General features: G+C 64.5%; 15 protein-coding genes, 1 tRNA gene and 1 pseudogene. 8 read left to right on the top strand and 9 right to left on the bottom strand.

Features of this window, described 5'->3' with window-relative positions:
- Entirely contained in the window at positions 1 to 2109 is a 2109-nt protein-coding gene (recG, locus tag IVB54_RS19765; protein ID WP_247336716.1) for an ATP-dependent DNA helicase RecG, read from the top strand.
- Here recG and panE read toward each other — a convergent pair.
- The 3 genes from panE to IVB54_RS19750 all read right to left on the bottom strand — a co-directional run bounded on the left by panE (position 2106) and on the right by IVB54_RS19750 (position 4428).
- Positions 2106 to 3035, bottom strand: coding sequence for a 2-dehydropantoate 2-reductase (gene panE / locus IVB54_RS19760; RefSeq protein ID WP_018457936.1), 930 nt, complete (start codon positions 3033 to 3035; stop codon positions 2106 to 2108). The two genes, recG and panE, sit on opposite strands and share 4 nt — an antisense overlap.
- A gap of 66 nt (positions 3036 to 3101) precedes the next feature.
- Positions 3102 to 3932 carry a helix-turn-helix transcriptional regulator gene (locus IVB54_RS19755; RefSeq protein WP_026233463.1) on the bottom strand — a complete coding sequence of 277 codons (831 nt, stop codon included), beginning with the start codon at positions 3930 to 3932 and terminating at the stop codon, positions 3102 to 3104.
- A gap of 106 nt (positions 3933 to 4038) precedes the next feature.
- Positions 4039 to 4428 (bottom strand): hypothetical protein, encoded by a 390-nt coding sequence (locus IVB54_RS19750; RefSeq protein WP_018457938.1) that lies wholly within the window; start codon positions 4426 to 4428, stop codon positions 4039 to 4041.
- Between the two features lie 177 nt (positions 4429 to 4605).
- Between IVB54_RS19750 and IVB54_RS19745 the strand changes: the two genes are divergently transcribed.
- The gene (locus IVB54_RS19745; protein WP_018457939.1) at positions 4606 to 5121 is read left to right on the top strand and encodes an adenylate kinase; all 516 of its coding nucleotides are present in this window, start codon (positions 4606 to 4608) and stop codon (positions 5119 to 5121) included.
- 28 nt (positions 5122 to 5149) lie between these two features.
- Here IVB54_RS19745 and IVB54_RS19740 read toward each other — a convergent pair.
- From IVB54_RS19740 to glmS, 3 genes and pseudogenes are all read right to left on the bottom strand, one after another.
- Positions 5150 to 5991: pseudogene (locus IVB54_RS19740) on the bottom strand (DUF1932 domain-containing protein).
- Between the two features lie 104 nt (positions 5992 to 6095).
- Complete coding sequence (locus IVB54_RS19735; protein WP_018457941.1) at positions 6096 to 6869, bottom strand: DUF502 domain-containing protein; 774 nt, start codon at positions 6867 to 6869, stop codon at positions 6096 to 6098.
- Between the two features lie 89 nt (positions 6870 to 6958).
- A complete protein-coding gene (gene glmS, locus IVB54_RS19730; protein WP_018457942.1) occupies positions 6959 to 8785 on the bottom strand; it encodes a glutamine--fructose-6-phosphate transaminase (isomerizing) in 1827 nt (608 codons plus the stop codon).
- 220 nt (positions 8786 to 9005) lie between these two features.
- Between glmS and IVB54_RS19725 the strand changes: the two genes are divergently transcribed.
- Complete coding sequence (locus IVB54_RS19725) at positions 9006 to 9224, top strand: hypothetical protein (protein WP_018457943.1); 219 nt, start codon at positions 9006 to 9008, stop codon at positions 9222 to 9224.
- A 6-nt stretch (positions 9225 to 9230) separates the two neighbouring features.
- Here the strand turns inward: IVB54_RS19725 and glmU are convergent, their stop codons facing one another.
- The gene (gene glmU, locus IVB54_RS19720) at positions 9231 to 10586 is read right to left on the bottom strand and encodes a bifunctional UDP-N-acetylglucosamine diphosphorylase/glucosamine-1-phosphate N-acetyltransferase GlmU (protein ID WP_018457944.1); all 1356 of its coding nucleotides are present in this window, start codon (positions 10584 to 10586) and stop codon (positions 9231 to 9233) included.
- A 174-nt stretch (positions 10587 to 10760) separates the two neighbouring features.
- Here glmU and IVB54_RS19715 point away from each other — a divergent pair, with 174 nt between their 5' ends.
- Together IVB54_RS19715 and IVB54_RS19710 are read left to right on the top strand one after the other, a co-directional pair.
- The gene (locus IVB54_RS19715; RefSeq protein WP_247336719.1) at positions 10761 to 12149 is read left to right on the top strand and encodes a hypothetical protein; all 1389 of its coding nucleotides are present in this window, start codon (positions 10761 to 10763) and stop codon (positions 12147 to 12149) included.
- A 110-nt stretch (positions 12150 to 12259) separates the two neighbouring features.
- Positions 12260 to 12640, top strand: a complete 381-nt coding sequence (locus tag IVB54_RS19710; RefSeq protein ID WP_018457946.1) for a hypothetical protein — start codon at positions 12260 to 12262, stop codon at positions 12638 to 12640.
- On the opposite strand, the gene IVB54_RS19705 is transcribed toward IVB54_RS19710, so the two are convergent.
- Positions 12600 to 14159 (bottom strand): beta-1,6-glucan synthase, encoded by a 1560-nt coding sequence (locus IVB54_RS19705; protein WP_039800292.1) that lies wholly within the window; start codon positions 14157 to 14159, stop codon positions 12600 to 12602. The two genes, IVB54_RS19710 and IVB54_RS19705, sit on opposite strands and share 41 nt — an antisense overlap.
- Positions 14160 to 14488: 329 nt before the next feature.
- Between IVB54_RS19705 and IVB54_RS19700 the strand changes: the two genes are divergently transcribed.
- From IVB54_RS19700 to IVB54_RS19690, 3 genes are all read left to right on the top strand, one after another.
- Entirely contained in the window at positions 14489 to 15094 is a 606-nt protein-coding gene (locus IVB54_RS19700) for a beta-1,3-glucan biosynthesis protein (protein ID WP_018457948.1), read from the top strand.
- Between the two features lie 214 nt (positions 15095 to 15308).
- Positions 15309 to 17984 (top strand): glycosyltransferase, encoded by a 2676-nt coding sequence (locus IVB54_RS19695; protein WP_018457949.1) that lies wholly within the window; start codon positions 15309 to 15311, stop codon positions 17982 to 17984.
- 315 nt (positions 17985 to 18299) lie between these two features.
- Positions 18300 to 18375: transfer RNA gene (locus tag IVB54_RS19690), tRNA-Lys, on the top strand.
- A gap of 833 nt (positions 18376 to 19208) precedes the next feature.
- On the opposite strand, the gene IVB54_RS19685 is transcribed toward IVB54_RS19690, so the two are convergent.
- Positions 19209 to 19658 carry a hypothetical protein gene (locus IVB54_RS19685; protein ID WP_247777480.1) on the bottom strand — a complete coding sequence of 150 codons (450 nt, stop codon included), beginning with the start codon at positions 19656 to 19658 and terminating at the stop codon, positions 19209 to 19211.
- Positions 19659 to 19972 lie beyond the last annotated feature (314 nt).

Raw genomic sequence — 19972 nt, 5'->3', positions numbered from 1 at the left:
ATGCGCCCCAGCCTGCTCAACCCGCTGTTTGCCCCCGTGACCAGCCTGCCCGGCGTCGGTCCGAAGCAGGACAAGCTGCTGCAATATCTGCTCAGCCGCAATGAGACGCCGCGGCTGGTCGATCTGTTGCTGCATTTGCCGAGCCAGGTGATCGACCGTCGCGCCCGGCCGAAGATCCGCGACGCCGTGCAGGGAACCATGGTGACGCTGGAGGTCACGGTCGACCGCCACCGCCCGCCCCCGCCGCGCAATGCGCGCGCGCCCTACCTCGTTTACGCCAGCGACGACACCGGCGACGTCGTGCTGACGTTCTTCCGCGCAAAGCCCGGCTATGTCGAGAAGCTGCTGCCGATCGGCGAGAAGCGCTTCGTCTCCGGCACGCTCCAGATGTACGACGCCGTCCCGCAGATCGTGCATCCCGACCGGGTGCTGGACGAGGAGGCGATTTCCAAACTCTCCGGCATCGATCCCGTCTATCCCTTGACCGAGGGCCTTGCACTCGGCTCGCTGCGCCGTGCGGTCGCGCAGGCGCTGCAGAAGCTCCCGGCACTGCCGGAATGGATCAGCCCGGAGGTGCTGCGCCGCTGCGGCTTCCCGCCGATCGCCGAGGCGCTCACCCGCGTGCACCAGCCGGTCGAGCTCACCGACATTCTGCCCGACCAGCCGTTCTGGTCGCGCCTCGCCTTCGACGAACTCCTGGCCGGGCAACTTGCGCTTGCCCTGATCCGCGCCCAATTGCGACGCCCGGCCGGTGTGCGCAACGCCGGCGACGGGCACCTCCGCAACAAAATCATCGATGCCCTGCCCTATGCGCTGACAACCTCCCAGCGCGACGCAGCAGCCGCCATCGCCAATGATCTACAACAGCCGGTGCGCATGTTGCGCCTGCTCCAGGGCGACGTCGGCTCCGGCAAGACCGTGGTCGCGCTGCTGGCCGCCGCTGCCGTCACTGAGGTCGGCAAGCAGGCCGCCTTGATGGCGCCGACCGAAATTCTGGCTCGTCAGCATATCAAGACCATCGCGCCGCTCGCCGAGCGCGCGGGCATGCGGGTCGCGATCCTCACCGGCCGCGAAAAGGGCAAGGAGCGGCGTGACCTGCTGGCACAACTCGAAGCCGGCGAGATCGACCTGCTCGTCGGCACCCATGCGCTGATCCAGGACGACGTGATCTTTAGCGATCTCGCCCTCGCCGTCGTCGACGAGCAGCATCGTTTTGGCGTGCGCGAGCGGCTGGCGCTGACGGCAAAGGGCGAGGCCGTCGACGTGCTGGTGCTGAGCGCCACGCCGATTCCGCGCACGCTGGTGCTGACCTATTTCGGCGACATGGACATCAGCGAGCTCAGGGAGAAGCCGGCCGGCCGCCAGCCGATCGAAACTCGCACCATATCGATGAGCCGCCTCGGCGAGGTCACCGACAGCATCGGCCGCGCGCTCGAATCCGGCAAGCTGGTCTACTGGATCTGCCCGCTGGTCGAGGAATCCGAGGCCGAGGGTACCGAGCACCTGACCAATGCGACCAAGCGCTTCGAAACCCTGCAAAAGCGTTTCGGCGACCGTGTCGGCCTCGTCCACGGCCAGATGAAGGGCACCGAGAAGGACCGCGTCATGGGCCAGTTCGCCGCCCACGAGATCGGTCTGCTGGTCGCGACCACCGTGGTCGAGGTCGGTGTCGACGTGCCGGCGGCGACCATCATGGTGATCGAGAACGCCGAACGCTTTGGCCTCGCCCAGCTTCATCAATTGCGCGGCCGCATCGGGCGCGGCTCGGAGGCCTCGACCTGTCTGCTGCTCTACTCCGAGCCGCTCGGCGAGATGTCGAAAGCACGGCTGAAGGTGATCCGCGAGACCACCGACGGCTTTCGGATCGCCGAGGAAGATCTGAAGCTGCGCGGCGAAGGCGATGTGCTCGGCGTGCGCCAGAGCGGCCTGCCCGGCTACCGCATCGCCCGCTCGGAGGTGCACGGCCAGCTCATCACGCAGGCCCGCGACGAGGCGCTGCGCATCCTGAAGGACGATCCAAAACTCAAGGGCGAGCGCGGCGAGGCACTGCGCTGCCTGCTGTATCTGTATGAGCGGGATGAAGCGATCCCGCTGATCGGAGCGGGTTAGCTGGCCGCTCGTTGCCGCCCAATCTCATAAGCCGCCACATGCGCCCGGGCGAGATCCAGCAGGGGCGTGTCGATGCCGAGTGCACGAGCCCGGTTGGCCATATCGCCGAGGATATGCTCCGCCTCGGTGACCGAGCCGCGCTCGATATCACGCAGCATCGAGGCCTTGAGCGGGGAATCCGGGGTCGTGAACAGCTTCCGGTCAAACTCGATGAAAGGCGCTCGCGGCTCAAAACCCGAGGCCGTGGCGACGGCGCAGCATTCGGCAAACAGGCGGAAGATGGATTGCTCGCCGTTCGGAACGGCCAGAATGTCTCCGATGCTTGCACGCATCAGGCAGGTGATGCCGGCGAGCGTCGAGAGCTGGACGAATTTCTCCCACATGTCCTGCATGATCGCTTCGCTGGCGCGCACGTCGATACCGGGCACGTGCAGCAGCGTCTCCAGGGCGAGCACACGCTCGCTCAACGACCCCCCGATTTCGCCGAAGACGATGGTCTGATTGGCCATGAACTGAACGACGCGACCATCCGCATCGAGCCCGGCACTGACGTTCGCGAGCCCGCCGAGAACCTGAGCGGCGCCGAACCGCGCCGTCAGGGCGTCGACATGTTTCAGCCCGTTGAGGATCGGCAAAATCATCGTGTGGGCGCCAACGGCCGGGGCAAACTGGGCCATCGCATCGTCGAGCGAGTAGGATTTCACCCCGACGAGCACGACGTCGAACGTTTCCTTGAGGTCGTTGGCCAGGATGATCTTCGGCTGCACGGCGAAATCGCCCTGCGGGCTCACGACCTGCAATCCATTCCGCCGCAATTGCTCCGCACGCCCGGCCCGCACCAGAAAGTTCACGTCGCCGCCGGCTCGGACCAGGCGCGCTCCGTAGTAGCCTCCGAGCGCTCCCGCGCCGATCACAAGCACTCTCATTCGAACTCCCATTGCGGAGTGACCGCTTTCGCTGAAACAATAACAGATGAGCCTCGCGACGTCTCCTCAACCGGCGTGCGCGCGCAAGAACCTGCCGTGCTCGGCTTCGGTCCCCTCGTTGGCGGGGAACATGCACTCGAGCCGCAGCTCCTCCGCCGTCACCGTCTGCGGCGTTCCAACCGTCGTGATCAGGGAGAAGTAGTCCAGCGTCACACCGTCCTTGACGAAGGACAACGGGATCATCGGCATCGCATCGGATGCCGACGGCGCACGCCATTCCGGCTTCACCCCGGGGTATTGCGACAGCTCCTCCAGCAACGCCTTCGTCCTGATGTCAACCACGTGTCCGACTGCCTCGCGATACACCCGCGCCAGCAGCCCGCGTGCGGTCTGCGGCCAGTTCGCGATAAAAGGGCGCATGCCCTCCGGATCGAACATAAGATGCAGCAGGTTTCGTGGCGCCGGCCGTGCGGACATGTCGATGAAGCAATTGAACAGAAGCGGCGCGGCCTCATTGGTCATCAGCACGTTCCAGTACCGGTCCATGACGATGGCGGGAAACGGCTCGTGCTGACGCAGCATGCGTTGCAGGGCACGGTTGATGCTCGTCATGCCGGGCGCCTCGAGCGCGGGCTCGGAATAGGACGGCGCATAGCCGGCGGCCAGCAGCAGCTCGTTGCGTTCGCGCAAGGGCACGTCGAGGGCTTGCGCAAGGTCGAGCAGCATCTGGCGGCTCGGAACGCTGCGGCCGCTCTCGACGAAGCTGATGTGCTTCTGCGAGACGCCGGCGTCGAAGGACAGGTCGAGCTGCGTCTTGCCGCGAATGTCCCGCCATTGACGCAGCAGCGCGCCCGCGGAACTGGCGCGCGTCTTGAGGGCACTGGCCGTCGCTTTCATGGCCGACTGATCCTTCCTGTCGATGTGCGGCATCGTCAACGCGCATCGGCGGCGGTACGTCGGCTTGTCCGAGGCACCACCGCCGATGGTAGCAGGTTCGTGGCGATCAACCGAAGGCGACCGGCCCCACGGCACCGACCCAGTGCCGTACCTTGGTGTCGTTCCTCTCGTCCATGTAGAAGAAGTGCGTCATCGTGGGATGAACCGTCTTCATTGAGGGATCATCGGGTGTCATGTCCACGACACCCCGAAACACCTTCAGCGACCCCGCGTCCCAATATTCGGTGATGTGATGGAGCGCGGTGAATCCGGTGTCGATGAAGGCCTTCAGATTGCCGCGGATCGCCTCGCGCCCCTTCCAATCGGCGACGCCGAGGTTGCAAACGGCATCTTCCGTAAAACAGTCGAAGCCTGGTCCGAAGGTCTTGTTGTCGATCTCCCGCCACATGTCGAGCAGCCATTGCGGCGGCTCCTTCTTCGTAAACACGACTTGCATAGCTCTCTCCTCATGCACCGACACACACGCGACAGGAGGCTTGATGGAATGCTTCCTGTCGGGTGAATGACCGGGACAGTAGCCAGGCTGCAGATGGGCTCAATTACATGCCAGGTAATAAGGCGCGTTCGGAGGCCTCCTCTTTCCCTTCGCCCGACTTTATGGAACCCTACGACGATGCGCCGGATCATCGTTGTAGGCTGTCAGGGTAGCGGAAAGACGAGCCTCTCCCGAAATCTCGGGCAAAAGCTCGCGCTGCCGGTGGTGCATCTCGACGTGCTCTACTGGCGGCCGGGATGGAAGCCATCCGACAAACCGAACTTCCGAGCACGGGTTACCGAGGCGATCGCGGGCGACGCATGGGTTGTCGACGGCAGCTTCTCGGGACTTGCCTTCGATCTCACGCTCGCGCGCGCCGATACGCTGGTCGTCATCGACCGCCCGCGCTGGCTCTGCCAGTGGCGCATTCTCCTGCGATCCGCCTTCGATCGCGACAAGGCCCGGCCTGATCTCCCGGAGGGGTGCCCCGAGCAGTTCGACTGGAAATTGATGCGCGAGGCGTGGCGCTACGACACCGAGCGCGCGCCTGTCATCGAGGCCGAGCGTATGCAGTATGGCGCTGACGTTCCGGTCGTGCGCTTGAGACGCGATCGAGACATCCAGGGGTTTCTGGATTCGCTGCACGGCACATGATGGATGGCGGTGACGTGAGACCGGACGATCAGGATTTCTTCTGCGCGATGCGCGCGGCGAATGCCTTCATCAGGTCGGTATCCGCCGCCTCGCCTTTCGCATCCTCGGCGAGGTGCTCGAACCAGCGCGCAAAGCCTTCGTAAACCTGGCTCGCCGGATGATCGGGGCCGAGGAAGCCGGAAATCTCCCGCATCTCCGCGACCCAGCGATAGGCTTTCGGAATCATGTCCGGCAGCGCGACTTCGAGCCGGGCCAGAACCGCGGGCTGGCTGAGTGCGAGTTCGTCGCGCAGCGCATCCGCAGCCCCCGCTTTCGTTGCCGCGACCACCATCGCCGCGCCGATCCCGGCGAGGCCCTTGACGATCCCGGCATAGGACATTTTCAGCGCGGACGCGGCACCGACCGGCCCTTCGACGATCCGCACGTCGAGCCCGAAATCCTTCAGCACGGCGACATCCTTGGCGTGCTCGCCCGACATGTAGAAGGCCGGGCTCTTGCCACCGGGCTGGGGCGGGAACCCGATGATGCCGGCATCGACGAACGGCGCCTGTGCCGAGCCGATGATCTCCTCGATCCTCATCACGGTATCGACGTTGACGGCATTGGCTTCTTCTCGCGCCGGACGATCAGCCCGGCCAGCCGCTCGGCGAGCGCCACGGCTTCGCCCGGCGGCACGATCGACAGGATGATGTCGGCGTCCGCGATCGCGTCGTCCTCGGCGCCGATCATGCCGGCATCCGTGGCGCGTTTGCGCGTCGCTTCGCTCCGCCCTCTCAACGACGTCAGCACACGCGCACCGTGCTCGCCGAGACGGCGGGCCACGGCACTGCCCATGGCACCGGGCGCGAGGATCGCAATAGTTTTGGACATCGTGCACTCCAGATCGAAGCCCGAGCAACGCGCTCAGTTCAATCGGAGACTAGCAGAGGACGAGACGCCCGCGTGAACGGCGGCCATCCCGCAGGGGAATGGCCCTACTCCACCTTCGCAGGCTGGGGCTGCACCGCCGCCGAGGCGTTGGCAATACGCGCGGCATTCGCCATGCCCGCCAGCGCCGCTGCCTTCTTCGAATCGGGCGCTGAGCCCGGCTGCACGACGCCGGCCGACATGATCAGCGTCGCGGCATCCTCGGTGCTCATGTCGACCTCGACGATCTTGCTCTTGGGCACATAGAAGAAGAAGCCGGTCGTCGGGTTCGGCGAGCACGGCAGGAACACCGAGACGTGCTCCTCCTGACCCGGCAGGCTGCGGGAGACGTCCTCGTTCGGCGCTTGCGAGATCAGCACGATCGACCACATGCCCGGCGAGGGAAACTCAACCAGGCCGACCTTGCGGAAGCTCGAGCCCTTGCCCGAGAACAGCGTCTCGAACACCTGCTTCAGGCCGCGGTAGATGGCGCGTACCGCCGGGATGCGGCCGAGGAAGGTCTCGCCGACATCGACCAGTGTCCGGCCGATCAAATTGGCCGCGAGGAAGCCGACCAGCGTCAACGTGAAGAATGCGACGATCAGCCCCCAGCCGGGAATGACATAGGGCAGATAAGTCTCGGGCCGATAGGCCAGCGGCACGAACGGCCGCACCACGCCATCGACCCAGGTGACGAACCACCAGACCAGATACAGCGTGATCGCAATCGGCCCCGTCACGATGAGGCCGGTGAGGAAATAGTTACGGAAGCGGCCGATCAGGCCGGTATGCGGCTCGGGCACGGCATCAAGAGGCGCAGGCGCGTCGTCACGGGGGTTCATTCGGGTTCCAAGTCAGTCGCTTCGTCCAAGCTAGGGTCTTCTAGCAGGTTTTGGAAGACCACGAAGCGTCCCGCACTCGACCCCTCTGCCTATTCCACCGTCACGGATTTCGCGAGATTGCGCGGCTGGTCGACATCGGTCCCCATGATGACCGCCGTATGATAGGCGAGCAGCTGAACCGGGACCGCATAGACCATCGGCGTGAACGCCGCCGCCATATCGGGCATGACGATGGTGACGAGGGACTCGACGGTTGCCTCCTGCGCGCCTTTGGCGTCGGTCATCAGGATGATCTTGCCGCCGCGAGCGGCGACCTCCTGCATGTTGGAGACGGTCTTTTCGAACACCCGGTCGTAGGGCGCGATGACGACGACAGGCATGGTCTCGTCGATCAGCGCGATCGGGCCGTGCTTGAGCTCGCCGGCGGCATAGCCCTCGGCGTGGATGTAGGAGATCTCCTTCAGCTTCAACGCCCCTTCGAGGGCGAGCGGGAAGCTGGTGCCGCGACCGAGATAGAGCACGTCGCGAGATTTCGCGATCTCGCGCGCGAGCTTCTCGATCTGGAGCTCGGTGGTGAGCGCATCCGACATCAAACGCGGGATTTCGACGAGCCCGTGAACGAGCTTGGTCTCGTCCTCGTCGGTCAGTTCGCCGCGGGCCTTGCCGGCCGCGATCGCAAGATTTGCCAGCACCATGAGCTGGCAGGTGAACGCCTTGGTCGAGGCGACGCCGATCTCTGGGCCGGCCAGCGTTTGCAGCACGGTCTCGCTTTCGCGCGCGATCGTCGAGGTCGGCACGTTGACGACGGCCACCGTGTGCACGCCTTGGGCCTTGGCGTAGCGCAGCGCGGCCAAGGTGTCGGCGGTCTCGCCCGACTGCGAGATGAAGATGGCGAGATCACCCTTGCGCAAGGGCGCCTCGCGGTAGCGGAATTCGGAGGCGACATCGACCTCGACCGGCACGCGCGCGAAACGCTCGAACCAGTATTTTGCGACGAAGCCGGCGTAGCTCGCAGTGCCGCAAGCCGTGATGTTGATGCGCTGGATGTTCTTGAAGTCGAACGGCAGCTTGACCGGCAGCGAGACCCGCTCGGTCGCCATGTCGACATAGCGTGCCAGCGTGTGGCCGACCACTTCCGGCTGCTCGTGGATCTCCTTGGCCATGAAGTGGCGGTAATTGGCCTTGTCGACCAGCGAGGTCGAGGCCGCGTGCTTGGTCTTCTCGCGCTGGACGGCATGGCCGTCCTTGTCGAAGATCGAAGCGCTTGTATGGGTCAGCACGACCCAGTCGCCGTCCTCGAGATAGCTGATCGTGTCGGTGAACGGCCCGAGCGCGATGGCGTCGGAGCCGAGATACATCTCGCCGTCACCATAGCCGATCGCGAGCGGCGGACCGTTGCGCGCGCCGATCATCAAATCGTCCTCGCCCGCGAAGATGAAGCCGAGTGCGAACGCGCCGCGCAGCCGCGCCAGCGTCAATTTCACCGCTTCCACCGGCTTGTTGCCGCGCGTGAGCAGGTCGTCGACGAGATGCAGCACGATCTCGGTGTCGGTCTGGGTGTGGAACACCGTGCCTTTCTTTTCGAGCTCCTCGCGCAGCTCGCGGAAATTCTCGATGATGCCGTTGTGAACCACGGCGACACGCTCGGTCGCGTGCGGGTGCGCATTGTTCACGGTCGGCTTGCCGTGGGTGGCCCAGCGGGTGTGACCGATTCCGGTCGTGCCCTTGAGCGGCTCGGCCTCCAGCCGCTTCTCCAGATTCTTCAGCTTGCCCTCGGCGCGGCGGCGCTCGAGCTGCTTGCCTTCGAGCGTGGCGACGCCCGCGGAATCATAGCCGCGATATTCAAGACGTTTGAGCGAATCCACCAATTGCTCTGCAACCGGCTGGCGCCCGAGAATGCCGACAATCCCGCACATGCGGATCAATATCCCCCAAATCGTCGAAAAATCGCCTAAACGACCAGCTCAGTTTTTAGCGAAGTTCCTAAGGAACCAGATACTCAATAATTATTGCTGATTGAGACAGCACCGACGGCGACCGAGCCTCGCCTGCGTCGAACTGGCTGGGCCTTAAACCGCGCGCGTTAACTTGTTGTCAACAAATTTGGCCAACCCTTGCGTACCAAGGAGAGAGGCCATGAAAGGCTCATCCAACCGCAAAGGCCTGTCATCGATGGCGGTGCGCGCCAGCGAGACCACCGGCACGCACCTCGCGCATTGGCCGCCGCCCCAGCGCGGCAAGGAAAGCAAGCCCGTCTTCATCAAGCACGTCGCCGGCGAGCCGGCGAAGCGTGCCAAGCCGCGCGGCTGGCGCCTGACGCGCGCGATCTTCTCCGAATTCGCCGACGACGAATAGCGGCGCTCATTTCGCCGGCTTATTCCCTCGCGTCTTCATCTCGCGATAGCGCGCCGCACCACCTTCGCGGATGGTCTGCGGGCTCCGCTCCAGCGCCATGGCGTCATCAGGCACGTCGCGCGTGATCACGGAGCCCGAGCCGATATAGGCGCCGTTGCCGATTATCACCGGTGCAACCAGCGAGGAGTTGGTGCCGACGAAGGCGCCCTGCCCGATGATCGTCTTGTGCTTCTTGAAGCCGTCGTAGTTGCAGGTGATGGTGCCGGCGCCGATGTTGGAATTAGCGCCGATGATGGCATCGCCGATGTAGGAGAGATGGTTGACCTTGACGCCGGCCTCCAGCGTCGCGGCCTTGGTCTCCACAAAATTGCCGATGCGCGCGCCGTCGCCGAGCGAGGTGCCGGGCCGCAGCCGCGCATAGGGGCCGATCGAGACCTTCTTGCCGAGCTTGGTCTCGACGATATGCGAGAAGGAATGGACCACCGTGCCGTCGCCGATCGAAACGCCGGGGCCGATCACCACGAAGGGCTCGATCGTCACGTCCTTGCCGAATACGGTATCCGCGGCGAGATAGACGGTTTCGGGCGCGATCAGCGTGACGCCGGACTCCATCGCCACTTTCCGCAACCGCGCCTGCATCACGCCTTCAGCCTCGGCGAGCTGCGCCTTGGTGTTGATGCCGCGCACTTCGTCCTCGCTGGTTTCGATCACCACGGCATCCCATCCCTGTTCGCTGATAATGCCGACCGCGTCGGTCAGATAATATTCGCCCTTGGAATTCGCATTGCCGATCTTGTCGAGGATCGCGAGCGCGCGATGCCCGTCGATCGCCATAACCCCGGCATTGCACAGGTCGATCTTGCGCTCCTCGGCGCTGGCATCGGCCTGCTCGCGGATCGCGACCAGGCGGTCGCCCTCGACGATGAAGCGGCCATAGCCGGTGGGATCGGCGGCGCGGAAGCCGAGTGCGGCAATTGCGGCGCCTTTGGCCAGCGGCGCGCGCAGCCGCGCAAAGGTCTCGGCCGAGATCAGCGGCGTGTCGCCGAACGCAATCAGCAGATCATCCACGCCCCGCGCAATGACATCACGCGCCGCCAGCACCGCATGTGCGGTGCCGAGCCGTTCCTGTTGCACGAAGGTGAGCGCGTCGGGACGGATGCGCCTTGCTTCGTCCGCCACCGCCTGATGATCGGGTCCGATCACGACCGCGAGCGAGGTGCCGGTTCCCTTGGGCGCCGCGGCGAGCACGTGGGCGAGCAAGCTCTGGTGCGCGACAGGATGCAGCACTTTCGGCAGGTGTGAGCGCATACGCGTGCCTTCGCCGGCGGCGAGCACGATCGTGAGGCTGGAACGGGCGGTCATCGCAATCCTGTCAATCGGCCGAATCAATCGGCGCCAGCGGGCGACGGGCCGCCCTCATCAGCTATCGCCTTGCTACCCCCGCAAACGCCCGGAGTTCAAGTGCGACACGCTTTTCCTGTTAATGTTCCCTGATTGATTCGGGGAAGCCGGACAGGGGTTGGGCACTTAACGTTCATGGCAAAGGATTCCGACCCACTGGCGGATGCCTTCGGCGCCAAGGAGACCGGCGGGCTGTTCTCCGGACTTGTGGCCGAGGAGAGTTCGTTCGATCGCGGCATGATGTGGCGGCTGGGCTCATGGGGCGTGACGGCCGTCGGCGCCGTGGTGCTTGCCGTGTTCGCCAACCAGGCCCAGCTCGGCTGGCGGCGCGACCAGGTCGCATCCGCCGATCTCGCGCGCCAGGCCGACCGGCTCCGGATCCTGACCAAGGAGAGCCAGAACGAGGCCCGCCGGCTCGCCTCCGCCATCGAGACGCTGAACACCGATCGCGACCGGCTCTATTCGCGCGTCACCGTGCTGGAGCAAGGGCTCGATTCCGTGACCGGCGCCATCGCCAAGCAGACGACAACGCCGCCGCAGGCGTCCGTTGCGAAGCCGCAGGACGCGCCGGCCTTGATCGGCCCGCCGGCGCCCGGCATCGCGCAGGTCGCCTCGACACCGGCTCCGGCCAACGACAGGCCGCGCGCCGAGGCCGCAAAGGAGCCGTGGAGTCCGCCGCCGCAGAGCGCGGCCGCGGCCTCGCTGGTCGCGCAGTCGCCGGCGACGAATTCGGCACTGCCGATGCTTCCGTTGGTCCCATCCAAATCGATCATGGCGCCGCCCGATCCGGCCGCCCCGAAACTGGTTCAGCCCGAGGCCGCAGAGAAGGCGACCGAGAAGGCTGCCGAGACGAAGCCAGAACCGGCGCCCGCTCCGATCGAAGTCGCCGCGGCACCTGCCAAGCCGCCGGAGGCCGCCGAAAGCGAGGCTCCCGCGATCGCGGTCCAGCAGACGCGCTTTGCGATTGATCTCGGTGGCGCCAACTCGCTCGATGGCCTGCGCGCGCTGTGGCGCGGGGTCACCAAATCCAATCCCGAAATCGCAGCGCTGCGGCCGATCATCATGATCAAGGAAGGCAACACCGGCCTTGGCATGCAGATCCGCCTCGGCGCCGGTCCGCTGATCAATGCAGCGGCTGCAGCAAAACTCTGCGCCGGCCTCGCCGAGAACGACCGCCACTGCGAGACCACCGTGTTCGACGGCCAGCGGCTGTCAATGCGCGGCGGCCAAGAGAAGAAGCAGGACAAGGGGCAAGACAAGACCCAAGACAAGACCCAAGACAAGACGCAAGACAGGGTTCAGGAGAAGAACTCCGACAAGAACCAGGACTCGGTGCCGCAAGCCGAGACCGCCCCGGCGCCCGCGCCGGCCGCCAAGCCGGACAAGCATCGCCGCAGCTATTCCTCAAAACGCTCGTCGAAGCGCGAGGAGCCCGCGCCTGCTCCTGCGGCGCAGCCGGCCGCACAGCCGAAGCCGGAGACGGCGTCGGCGGGATCGACGCTGTCGTCGTTCTTCAGAAGGTAGCTTACCTCGCGGCAATTCATCAGCGTAATGGGTGAAGGATCTCACGCAGGTCGCGAGAAACTTGCGCCTCCCCTGTTGCCCCGTTCCACCATCCCGACCATATTGCCGCCATGACAAAAAAGCCCTTCCGCCTCACGCCCTACCAGGTGCAGTTCCTAATCGTCGTCGGCTTCGCCAGCGTCGGCTATGCGCTCTATCTGCGCTATCTCGGAATCGAAAACTCGCAGGTCGGTCTCGCCTGCGACGCCGGGCTTCAGACCCTGGTCTGCAAGGCGCGCTCGGTCTCGACCGTGCTGTTCAAGAATTCGGTGTTCGGCATCGTCGCGCTGGTGGTGGCAACGCTGAACCTGATGCGGCCGTCCATCGTGCTGCTCACCGCCGGCATCATCGCCGCGGGCCTTGGCATCGTGCTCTACAATGTCGTGCTGTCGGGCCTGGCGATCGGCCTGCTCATTCTTGGATTTGCTCGGCCCGCGCCCGCCACAGCGTGAGCGCGAACAAGAGATAGATCGCGCAGGTCCACAGCGACTGCCAATTGTCGCGGCCCTCGTTGAACAGCACATAGGCCGCCGACAGCGTCAGCACGCCGGCGAAGACCGATTCCGCGATCGGACGCTGGCCGATCTGCGGCCGGTTCAGCATCAACAGCGCAAACGGCACAACCGCCATCGTCAGCGCGGCGTAAGGGAAATCCTTGTAGCGCGGGTCGAACACGAATCCGAGCGCGGTCTGCGCCGCGATGACCGCCGTCACTGCCAGCGTCAAGCCGAGCACGGCGGTGAGCTTCGACCATTTCCGGCCCTCGCGCGGACCAAGCAGATCGAGGAAGGTCGGAAGGCTGCGGCCGATCACCATCGCCTGCGCGCAGAAGATCGGCGACAGGATGCCAGCCGCGAGCAGCGCGCCCCACAGCAGCCAGCCGCCGATGCCGTAGCTCTCGTAGTACATCTTGTCGGCGCCGATCCCGAGCAGAATGCCGGCCGAGGTTGCCGAGATCGCCACGCCGAGCCAGGACGAGAAGCGCGGCGTCCACGGTCTGCGCCGCAACGTCAGGCCCGCGACCGCGAACACCAGCACGGAGAGGCCCATGCCGGCGGCCATGTACCATTTCCAGTACGGGAAATTGCTGATCGGCTCGCCCGGCGGATATTTCAGGCCACGGCGCACCGAGTCATAGAGGCCCCAATAGCCGCCGACGGTGCCTTCCAGTTTGCGCTTCCACGGCTGGTCGTAGGACTCGATCAGATTGACGCGGAATTTCTGCGCTTTCGCCAGACTCAGGATCTCCGAGACCACGCGCGCCTGGTTGGTGCGCGACGGCAGCGCGCCATCTCGCATGCGCCCTTCGCTCGGCCAGCCGGTTTCGCCGATCAAAATCTCCTTGCCGGGAAATGCGACCGCCATGCGCTCGCGGATCTGTTCGACATGGGAGGCGGCGAACTTGGCCCGCACCGGATTGTCTTCCCAATAGGGCAGGATGTGGATCGTGACGAAGTCGACGGCGTCATAGATCTCGCGATTCCTGAGCCAGAACTCCCAGACATCGGCATAGGTGACGGGCACGCTGACCTGCGCCTTCACCGAGCGGATGATGGAGACGAGGTCCGCGGTCGTCATCTCGCCGCGCAGCAGCACTTCGTTGCCGACGATGATGCTGGTGATGATCCCGGGGAAATCCTTGGAAAGGCGAATGGCGAGCGCGGCCTGCTCGAAATTCTTGGTGCGGTTGCTGGAGAGCCAGATGCCCTGGAGCACCTTCAGCCCGCCGATCCGGGCCGCGATCGCCGGCACCTGGTCGAGCCCGTTCTCCATCGAATAGGTGCGGACGCAGTCGGTGATCTCCTTGAGCTGGCGCAGGTCCTGCTCGATCTGATCGGCCTCGATATGAGTCCATGCGTTCAGCGGCGACTGCTCGCCGCGGAACGGCGCGTAGGAGACGCATTGGACCTTGTCGGCGGGATCGATCGGGGCGCGCGCGAGCGAGATCGGCGTGGCAAGCCACCACCACACGGCAGCGATCGCACCCAATGAAACGAGCAGAAGCGCCAGTGGCGTACGAAGAGAAATCGGTTCCGTCCTCCGCGAAGGGCCGTCGATTACCTGCTAGCACGCCGTCTGCCAAGGGGGTGACTCCGTTATGGATCCATCCCTCCCCTGAGGAATTTACCTGCGGCCGTTCGACCGAGGCCTAGGATCGTGACTTTGCTGGACAAAATTCCAGATTCAGGCCATGGACTGGGGAGGACTTTTCCGCCGCATTGGAGACCCATTTGGACGCCATCACCGAGCGCGTCCGCGAAGGTCCTGACGCGGACGGTCAGTGATATATTGGGGAATTCATGCGGCAACGGGTGTTCGAGTTACGAAATGCGGTCCTGCGGCAGTTCGCCGCCACCTTGGCCGTTTCTTCCCTTGTCATCCTGATGGGTATCGGCCTGATGGGTATCGGCGCGGCCTCCGCCCAGAGCGGCACGCCCGCCCCCGACCAGAGCAAGGCAGCCGCCCAGCCCGCCGACACGGCCAAGGATGCCGCTCAGAATCAGCGCCGCACCGACGAATTCGCCGAAGCAGCCCAGGTCATCAGCGGCCCGGCCGGCAACCCCGAATGCGTCTGGCTCGGCCGCCGCGTGGTGCGGCTGATGTGGCGGGACGACCTCGATACCGCATTCCGCCATCTCGACCTCTATGACCGTTTCGGCTGCCCCGGCGGCCACATCCAGGCCGCCTTCCGCTGCCTGACCCGCTTCGGCGGCCAGATCGATCCCAAGGTCGCCGAAACCCTGGACAGCCGTGTGCACGCTTGCTGGATCAACCCGGCGTCGCAGCCGCAGCAGGCGGCGGCCGCGGCCTCGCAGCCGGCCGCGCCCGCATCGGGCAATGCGCAGCCGCAGCCGGCCGCGAGCCCCTCGCCGGCGGCAAGCCCGTCACCGGCGCCCCCGAAATAGCCGCGATTGTTTCAGCCTCCGTTCAGGAACGATCGGCGATAGAAGCAATTGGCACTGCTGCGAATTTCGAAATGTGCATGCTCTCATTCGGTCATGAGGCGATGACAGTTGTGAAACCGCGCGGCAGAGGTATGCTCCATTTGCCGCGGACTTGGTCGGATCTCGGGGTCGGATCCGCTTCCCTGCCCCCTCAGCCCCTTTTGGTTTAGCCGCGATGCGGGTTGTCGCCGCCGTTCTGTTGCTTGTGTCCGCGCTCCACGCCGGCCTCTGGGGAGTCTTGCGCGACAAGGAACCCGCGCCCGACTTCAAGGGCCTGCTGCCCAGCGTCTCCTATGCCCCGTTCGAGGGCTCGGCTCATCCTGATATCGACAACATTCCGACGGTGGAGAAAATCCGCGCCGACCTGAAGACGCTGTCGACGATGACGCGCGCGATCCGCCTTTATTCGTCCACGGGCGGCGTGGAACTGGTGCCGCCGATCGCGGCGGAGTTCGGCCTCAAGGTCACCGTCGGCGCGTGGATCGACAAGGACAAGGATCGCAACGAGCGCGAGATCAAGGCCGCCATCGAGCTCGCGCGCAAGAACAGCAACGTCAACGGCGTCGTCGTCGGCAACGAGGTGATCTACCGCGGCGAGCAGAAGGTCGAAGACCTCATCGAGATGATCAAGAAGGTCAAGGGCGCGGTCCGCGTACCCGTCACGACCGGTGAGATCTGGAACATCTGGCGCGACAATCCCGACCTCGGCTCCAACGTCGACTTCATCGCCGCCCACGTGCTGCCCTATTGGGAAAACTTCCGCTCGGATCAGGCGGTCGACCAGGCCGTCGACCGCTACAATCTGTTACGCAACCTGTTCCCCGGCAAGCGCATCGTGATCGCCGAATTCGGCTGGCCGAGCGCGGGTTACAATTTACGCAACGCCGACCCCGGTCCGTTCCAGCAAGCACTGACCTTGCGCAACTTCGTCAGCCGCGCCGACGCCATCGGCATGGAATACAACATCGTCGAGGCCATCGATCAGCCCTGGAAATACTTCGAAGGCGGCGTCGGTCCGTACTGGGGCATCCTCAACGCCAGCCGCGAGCCGAAATTTGCCTGGACCGGCCCGGTGCAAAATCCCGATTATTGGAAGCTGATGGGTGTGGCGCTCCTCGTCGGTATCCTGCTGTCGCTGCCAATCCTGCGGCTGCAGCAGCCGACGGCGAAGCAGGCGTTCCTGCTGTCGGCCACCGCCAACGGCGTCGGCGCCTGGGCTGCCACCGTGTTCGCGTTCTGGAACGGGCACTATTTCATCTTCGGCTCGGCCTTCGCGCTCACGCTCGGCATGATCCTGCTTGTCCCCCTCGTGCTGATCGCGATGGCGCGCATCGACGAGATCGCGGCCGTCGCGTTCGGCCGGCCGCCGCAGCGGCTGCTCACGAAAGGCAAGCCGGTCGAGGACGTGCCCGAGAATTATTGCCCGAAGGTCTCGATCCACATCCCCGCTTATTTCGAGCCGGTCGAGATGCTCAAGCAGACGCTCGATGCGCTGTCGCGGCTGAACTATCCGAACTACGAATGTGTCGTCATCATCAACAACACGCCGGACCCTGCCTTCTGGCAGCCGATCCAGGATCATTGCCGCACGCTCGGTGAACGCTTCAAGTTCATCAACGCCGAGAAGGTGCAGGGCTTCAAGGCCGGTGCGCTGCGCATCGCGATGGACCGCACCGCCGTCGACGCCGAGATCATCGGCATCCTCGATGCCGACTACGTCGTCGATCCCGACTGGCTGAAGGACCTCGTGCCGGCGTTCGCTGATCCCAGCGTCGGCCTGGTGCAGGCGCCGCAGGAACATCGCGACGGCGACCTGTCGATCATGCACTACATCATGAACGGCGAATATGCCGGGTTCTTCGACATCGGCATGGTCCAGCGCAACGAGACCAACGCCATCATCGTGCACGGCACGATGTGCCTGATCCGCCGCGCCGCGATGGACATGGCCGGCGGCTGGTCGTCCGACACGATCTGCGAGGACAGCGATCTCGGCCTTTCGATCCAGCAGCTCGGCTGGACCACGCACTACACCAACCACCGCTACGGCCAGGGCCTGCTCCCCGACACCTACGAGGCCTTCAAGAAGCAGCGTCACCGCTGGGCCTATGGCGGCCTCCAGATCGTCAAGAAGCACTGGCGGAACTTCCTGCCCGGACGGAGCCGGCTGACGCCCGACCAGAAGCGCGAATATGGCCTCGGCTGGCTGAACTGGCTGGGTGCCGAAAGCCTCGGCGTCGTCGTGGCGCTGCTCAACCTCGTCTGGGTGCCGATCGTCGCCTTCGCCGACATCGCCATCCCCGACAAGATCCTGACGCTGCCGATCATCGGCGCCTTCATCGTCTCGCTCGTACACTTCTTGTCGATGTACCGCGCGCGCGTCGCGATCAAGCCCGGCCAGATGCTGGGCGCGATGATCGCGGCGATGAGCGTGCAGTGGACGGTGTCGCGCGCGGTGGCGCAAGGACTGATCACCGAGCACATCGCGTTCGCGCGCACCTCCAAGGGCGGCCTGTCGAGGATGTCGATCGAGTTCCAGGCGTTCTGGGAGGCCGTGATCGGCGCCCTGCTCCTGATCGGTGCCGGCGTGCTGGTGGCCTCCAACAGCTACCGCCAGATCACGGAGATCTACATCTTCGCCGGCGTGCTGGTGCTGCAGAGCCTGCCGTTCCTGGCCGCGGTCGCCATCGCCATCCTCGAGCTCAGCCGCATCAACTCGTTCCAGTTCTGGCGCGACAGCGCGATCCGCACCGCCGAGCTGATCGGCTTGCGCCCGGTCGCGCTACCCACCCCCGCCGGCACGCCGCAGCAAGTGCCGGTGCCGAGCGAGGTCCGGCGGGAAGCGAACTGACGGGGCTCCGAGCGTGGCATCCGTCCCGTGGGCGGACGTCGCGGCTTCTTCGGCGTGGATGACGGCCGCCATTCGGGTTGAAAATCCCGGCTCAAGCATTGGAAACGGCGAGCGAATTCCCGCTGTTGCCTTCAAGTTCGGCAACCACCCGAGCTATTGACCTCCGCGCCCCATCCCCCTACACAGCGCGGGCCGAAAGCATGATCCGGAAACAGCCGGTTTTTCCGCAACGCTTGCGTCGATGTGGCGGCAAGACATGCTTTTCCAAATGACCGAAGACGATGGCTATTTCTGTGAAGCCATCAGCGGCCATGGGAGCGCGTAGCTCAGCCGGTAGAGCACGTGACTTTTAATCACGGGGTCCTGGGTTCGAGCCCCAGCGCGCTCACCAAGCAAAATCAACAACTTACCTCGAAAAAATCAACCGCCCCACCCTCTTCAGAAATCCTGCCTGCACACACCATGCACACGGGACAGAGCGACGGCGATCTCCGGCAGATGGAGGCAAGCCTGTCGAGAGTGGGCGGACGCGATCCAGCACGAACCATCTCGCGCCGCGCTGCTTGTTGTTGCTGAGAACTATCGAGAGGCAATTCTCCAGACCCACAACACGCAGTAGCTCACCGCTGCTCCGAAGAGGCCCACTTGCACAAGCCGGGCAACATACCTACCTCCAACACACTCCGCTTTAGCCCTCCACTGCACCTCAATTTTCGAGGGGTGCAGTGCCGGGGCTAAAGAGGAGACTATGATGGGCCTACATCAGTATCTGGAATTGCTGATCGCGTTGATCGAGCTTTTCCTCGCACTGCTGAGGATCTACTTGGCAACCAACGGCTAAATGCCGTCAGGACGCCGGATCGGAAGGTGCCGACCTTTTCACGGCTAAGAAGCCGTTAGAACACTAGATCTGGATGATGTGTATCCAGCAGCCGAAAAGGCTGTAGAACTAGAACGCTGATCACGGCTGAATAGCCGTCAGGACGATGTCTTAGAAGTGGTAGGCTTATATCCGTTACCTACCTAGTGGGCCCACCCACTATTTCATGCCGGTATGCCGGCCGCAGAGAGTTTATCATCGCTTAGGCGATTGACCCGGAAAGGGGTCACCTTAAGTGGCCCCTTTCTTATATCGTCAGACGCCGCAGATCTTCTTGCCTGCGATGGCGAGGCACAAACTGAACTTGAAACAGAGCCTGCCGATGTAGAGGCGGATCAGGCGCATCACGCCATCACCGTGTGCATCCAGTCCTGCCAACCGACCTGCTCCAGCAACCCGTCATGGTCGCCGATGCCGGACTCGGTTGGGTCGTCCTCAAGGTCGCGACGGTCCCCGGCAGCCCAACGGGTTTGATCGCCGCCGCCCATGGACGGATCGCAACTGCCAAGGGATGGCTCGCGGTCGCTTGTATCCGCTCCCTCGTCCTCGCAGCCCTCCTCACCGCCGCCGCCGTCGCACTGTGCGCCCTCGTCCTCGCACTCGTCCTCAAGCTCGGTCATGACATAGGGGTCGGACTGGTCGAGGAAGGCGATCAGGCGGGTGATCTCGGCGGATGCCTCTTTCCTGAGTCTGGCGAGGGTGTGGAGCGATGCTTGTCGCTCCCGCTGTTGGATGCCGAGCCCGGACAAAATCGCACGGGTGGACTCCGCTGGCAGTTCTCTGACGTTTTCCATGGTGGTTTCTCTGGATTGACGGCTTCTCAGGGCCGGTTGCCAGTGGACAGCACTGGCGCCGGGAGTCTGAGAACATGGCCAGAGACCATGCGCGACGGCCTTCCCCTTACGGGTCTTGTATAGCCGCCGCTCTCCCGGCATAGTGGTGCCGTTCGCGCCGACGGCTATCGGCACGCTGCTAATCATTGGCGAAAAGTCGATCCCGGCAAGGATCGCCCTGCCAACGCTCTGGTGCTTCAGGCCCGGCAAGGCCTTTGGCGGGAGTTCTCAGGCTCCGCCGACTATCTCACCTGATTTGCGTTAAGAAAGCCATC

The sequence above is a fragment of the Bradyrhizobium sp. CW1 genome, from assembly GCF_023100665.1.
Lineage (GTDB): Bacteria > Pseudomonadota > Alphaproteobacteria > Rhizobiales > Xanthobacteraceae > Bradyrhizobium > Bradyrhizobium canariense_D.
The sequence above is the reverse complement of the archived record's forward strand: the minus strand, read 5'-3'. Positions and strand labels throughout refer to the sequence as shown.

Coding starts and splice junctions, on each gene's coding strand:
- recG (WP_247336716.1), top strand. CDS start 1: ATGCGCCCCAGCCTGCTCAACCCGCTGTTTGCCCCCGTGACCAGCCTG.
- panE (WP_018457936.1), bottom strand. CDS start 3,035: ATGAGAGTGCTTGTGATCGGCGCGGGAGCGCTCGGAGGCTACTACGGA.
- IVB54_RS19755 (WP_026233463.1), bottom strand. CDS start 3,932: ATGAAAGCGACGGCCAGTGCCCTCAAGACGCGCGCCAGTTCCGCGGGC.
- IVB54_RS19750 (WP_018457938.1), bottom strand. CDS start 4,428: ATGCAAGTCGTGTTTACGAAGAAGGAGCCGCCGCAATGGCTGCTCGAC.
- IVB54_RS19745 (WP_018457939.1), top strand. CDS start 4,606: ATGCGCCGGATCATCGTTGTAGGCTGTCAGGGTAGCGGAAAGACGAGC.
- IVB54_RS19735 (WP_018457941.1), bottom strand. CDS start 6,869: ATGAACCCCCGTGACGACGCGCCTGCGCCTCTTGATGCCGTGCCCGAG.
- glmS (WP_018457942.1), bottom strand. CDS start 8,785: ATGTGCGGGATTGTCGGCATTCTCGGGCGCCAGCCGGTTGCAGAGCAA.
- IVB54_RS19725 (WP_018457943.1), top strand. CDS start 9,006: ATGAAAGGCTCATCCAACCGCAAAGGCCTGTCATCGATGGCGGTGCGC.
- glmU (WP_018457944.1), bottom strand. CDS start 10,586: ATGACCGCCCGTTCCAGCCTCACGATCGTGCTCGCCGCCGGCGAAGGC.
- IVB54_RS19715 (WP_247336719.1), top strand. CDS start 10,761: ATGGCAAAGGATTCCGACCCACTGGCGGATGCCTTCGGCGCCAAGGAG.
- IVB54_RS19710 (WP_018457946.1), top strand. CDS start 12,260: ATGACAAAAAAGCCCTTCCGCCTCACGCCCTACCAGGTGCAGTTCCTA.
- IVB54_RS19700 (WP_018457948.1), top strand. CDS start 14,489: ATGCGGCAACGGGTGTTCGAGTTACGAAATGCGGTCCTGCGGCAGTTC.
- IVB54_RS19695 (WP_018457949.1), top strand. CDS start 15,309: ATGCGGGTTGTCGCCGCCGTTCTGTTGCTTGTGTCCGCGCTCCACGCC.
- IVB54_RS19685 (WP_247777480.1), bottom strand. CDS start 19,658: ATGGAAAACGTCAGAGAACTGCCAGCGGAGTCCACCCGTGCGATTTTG.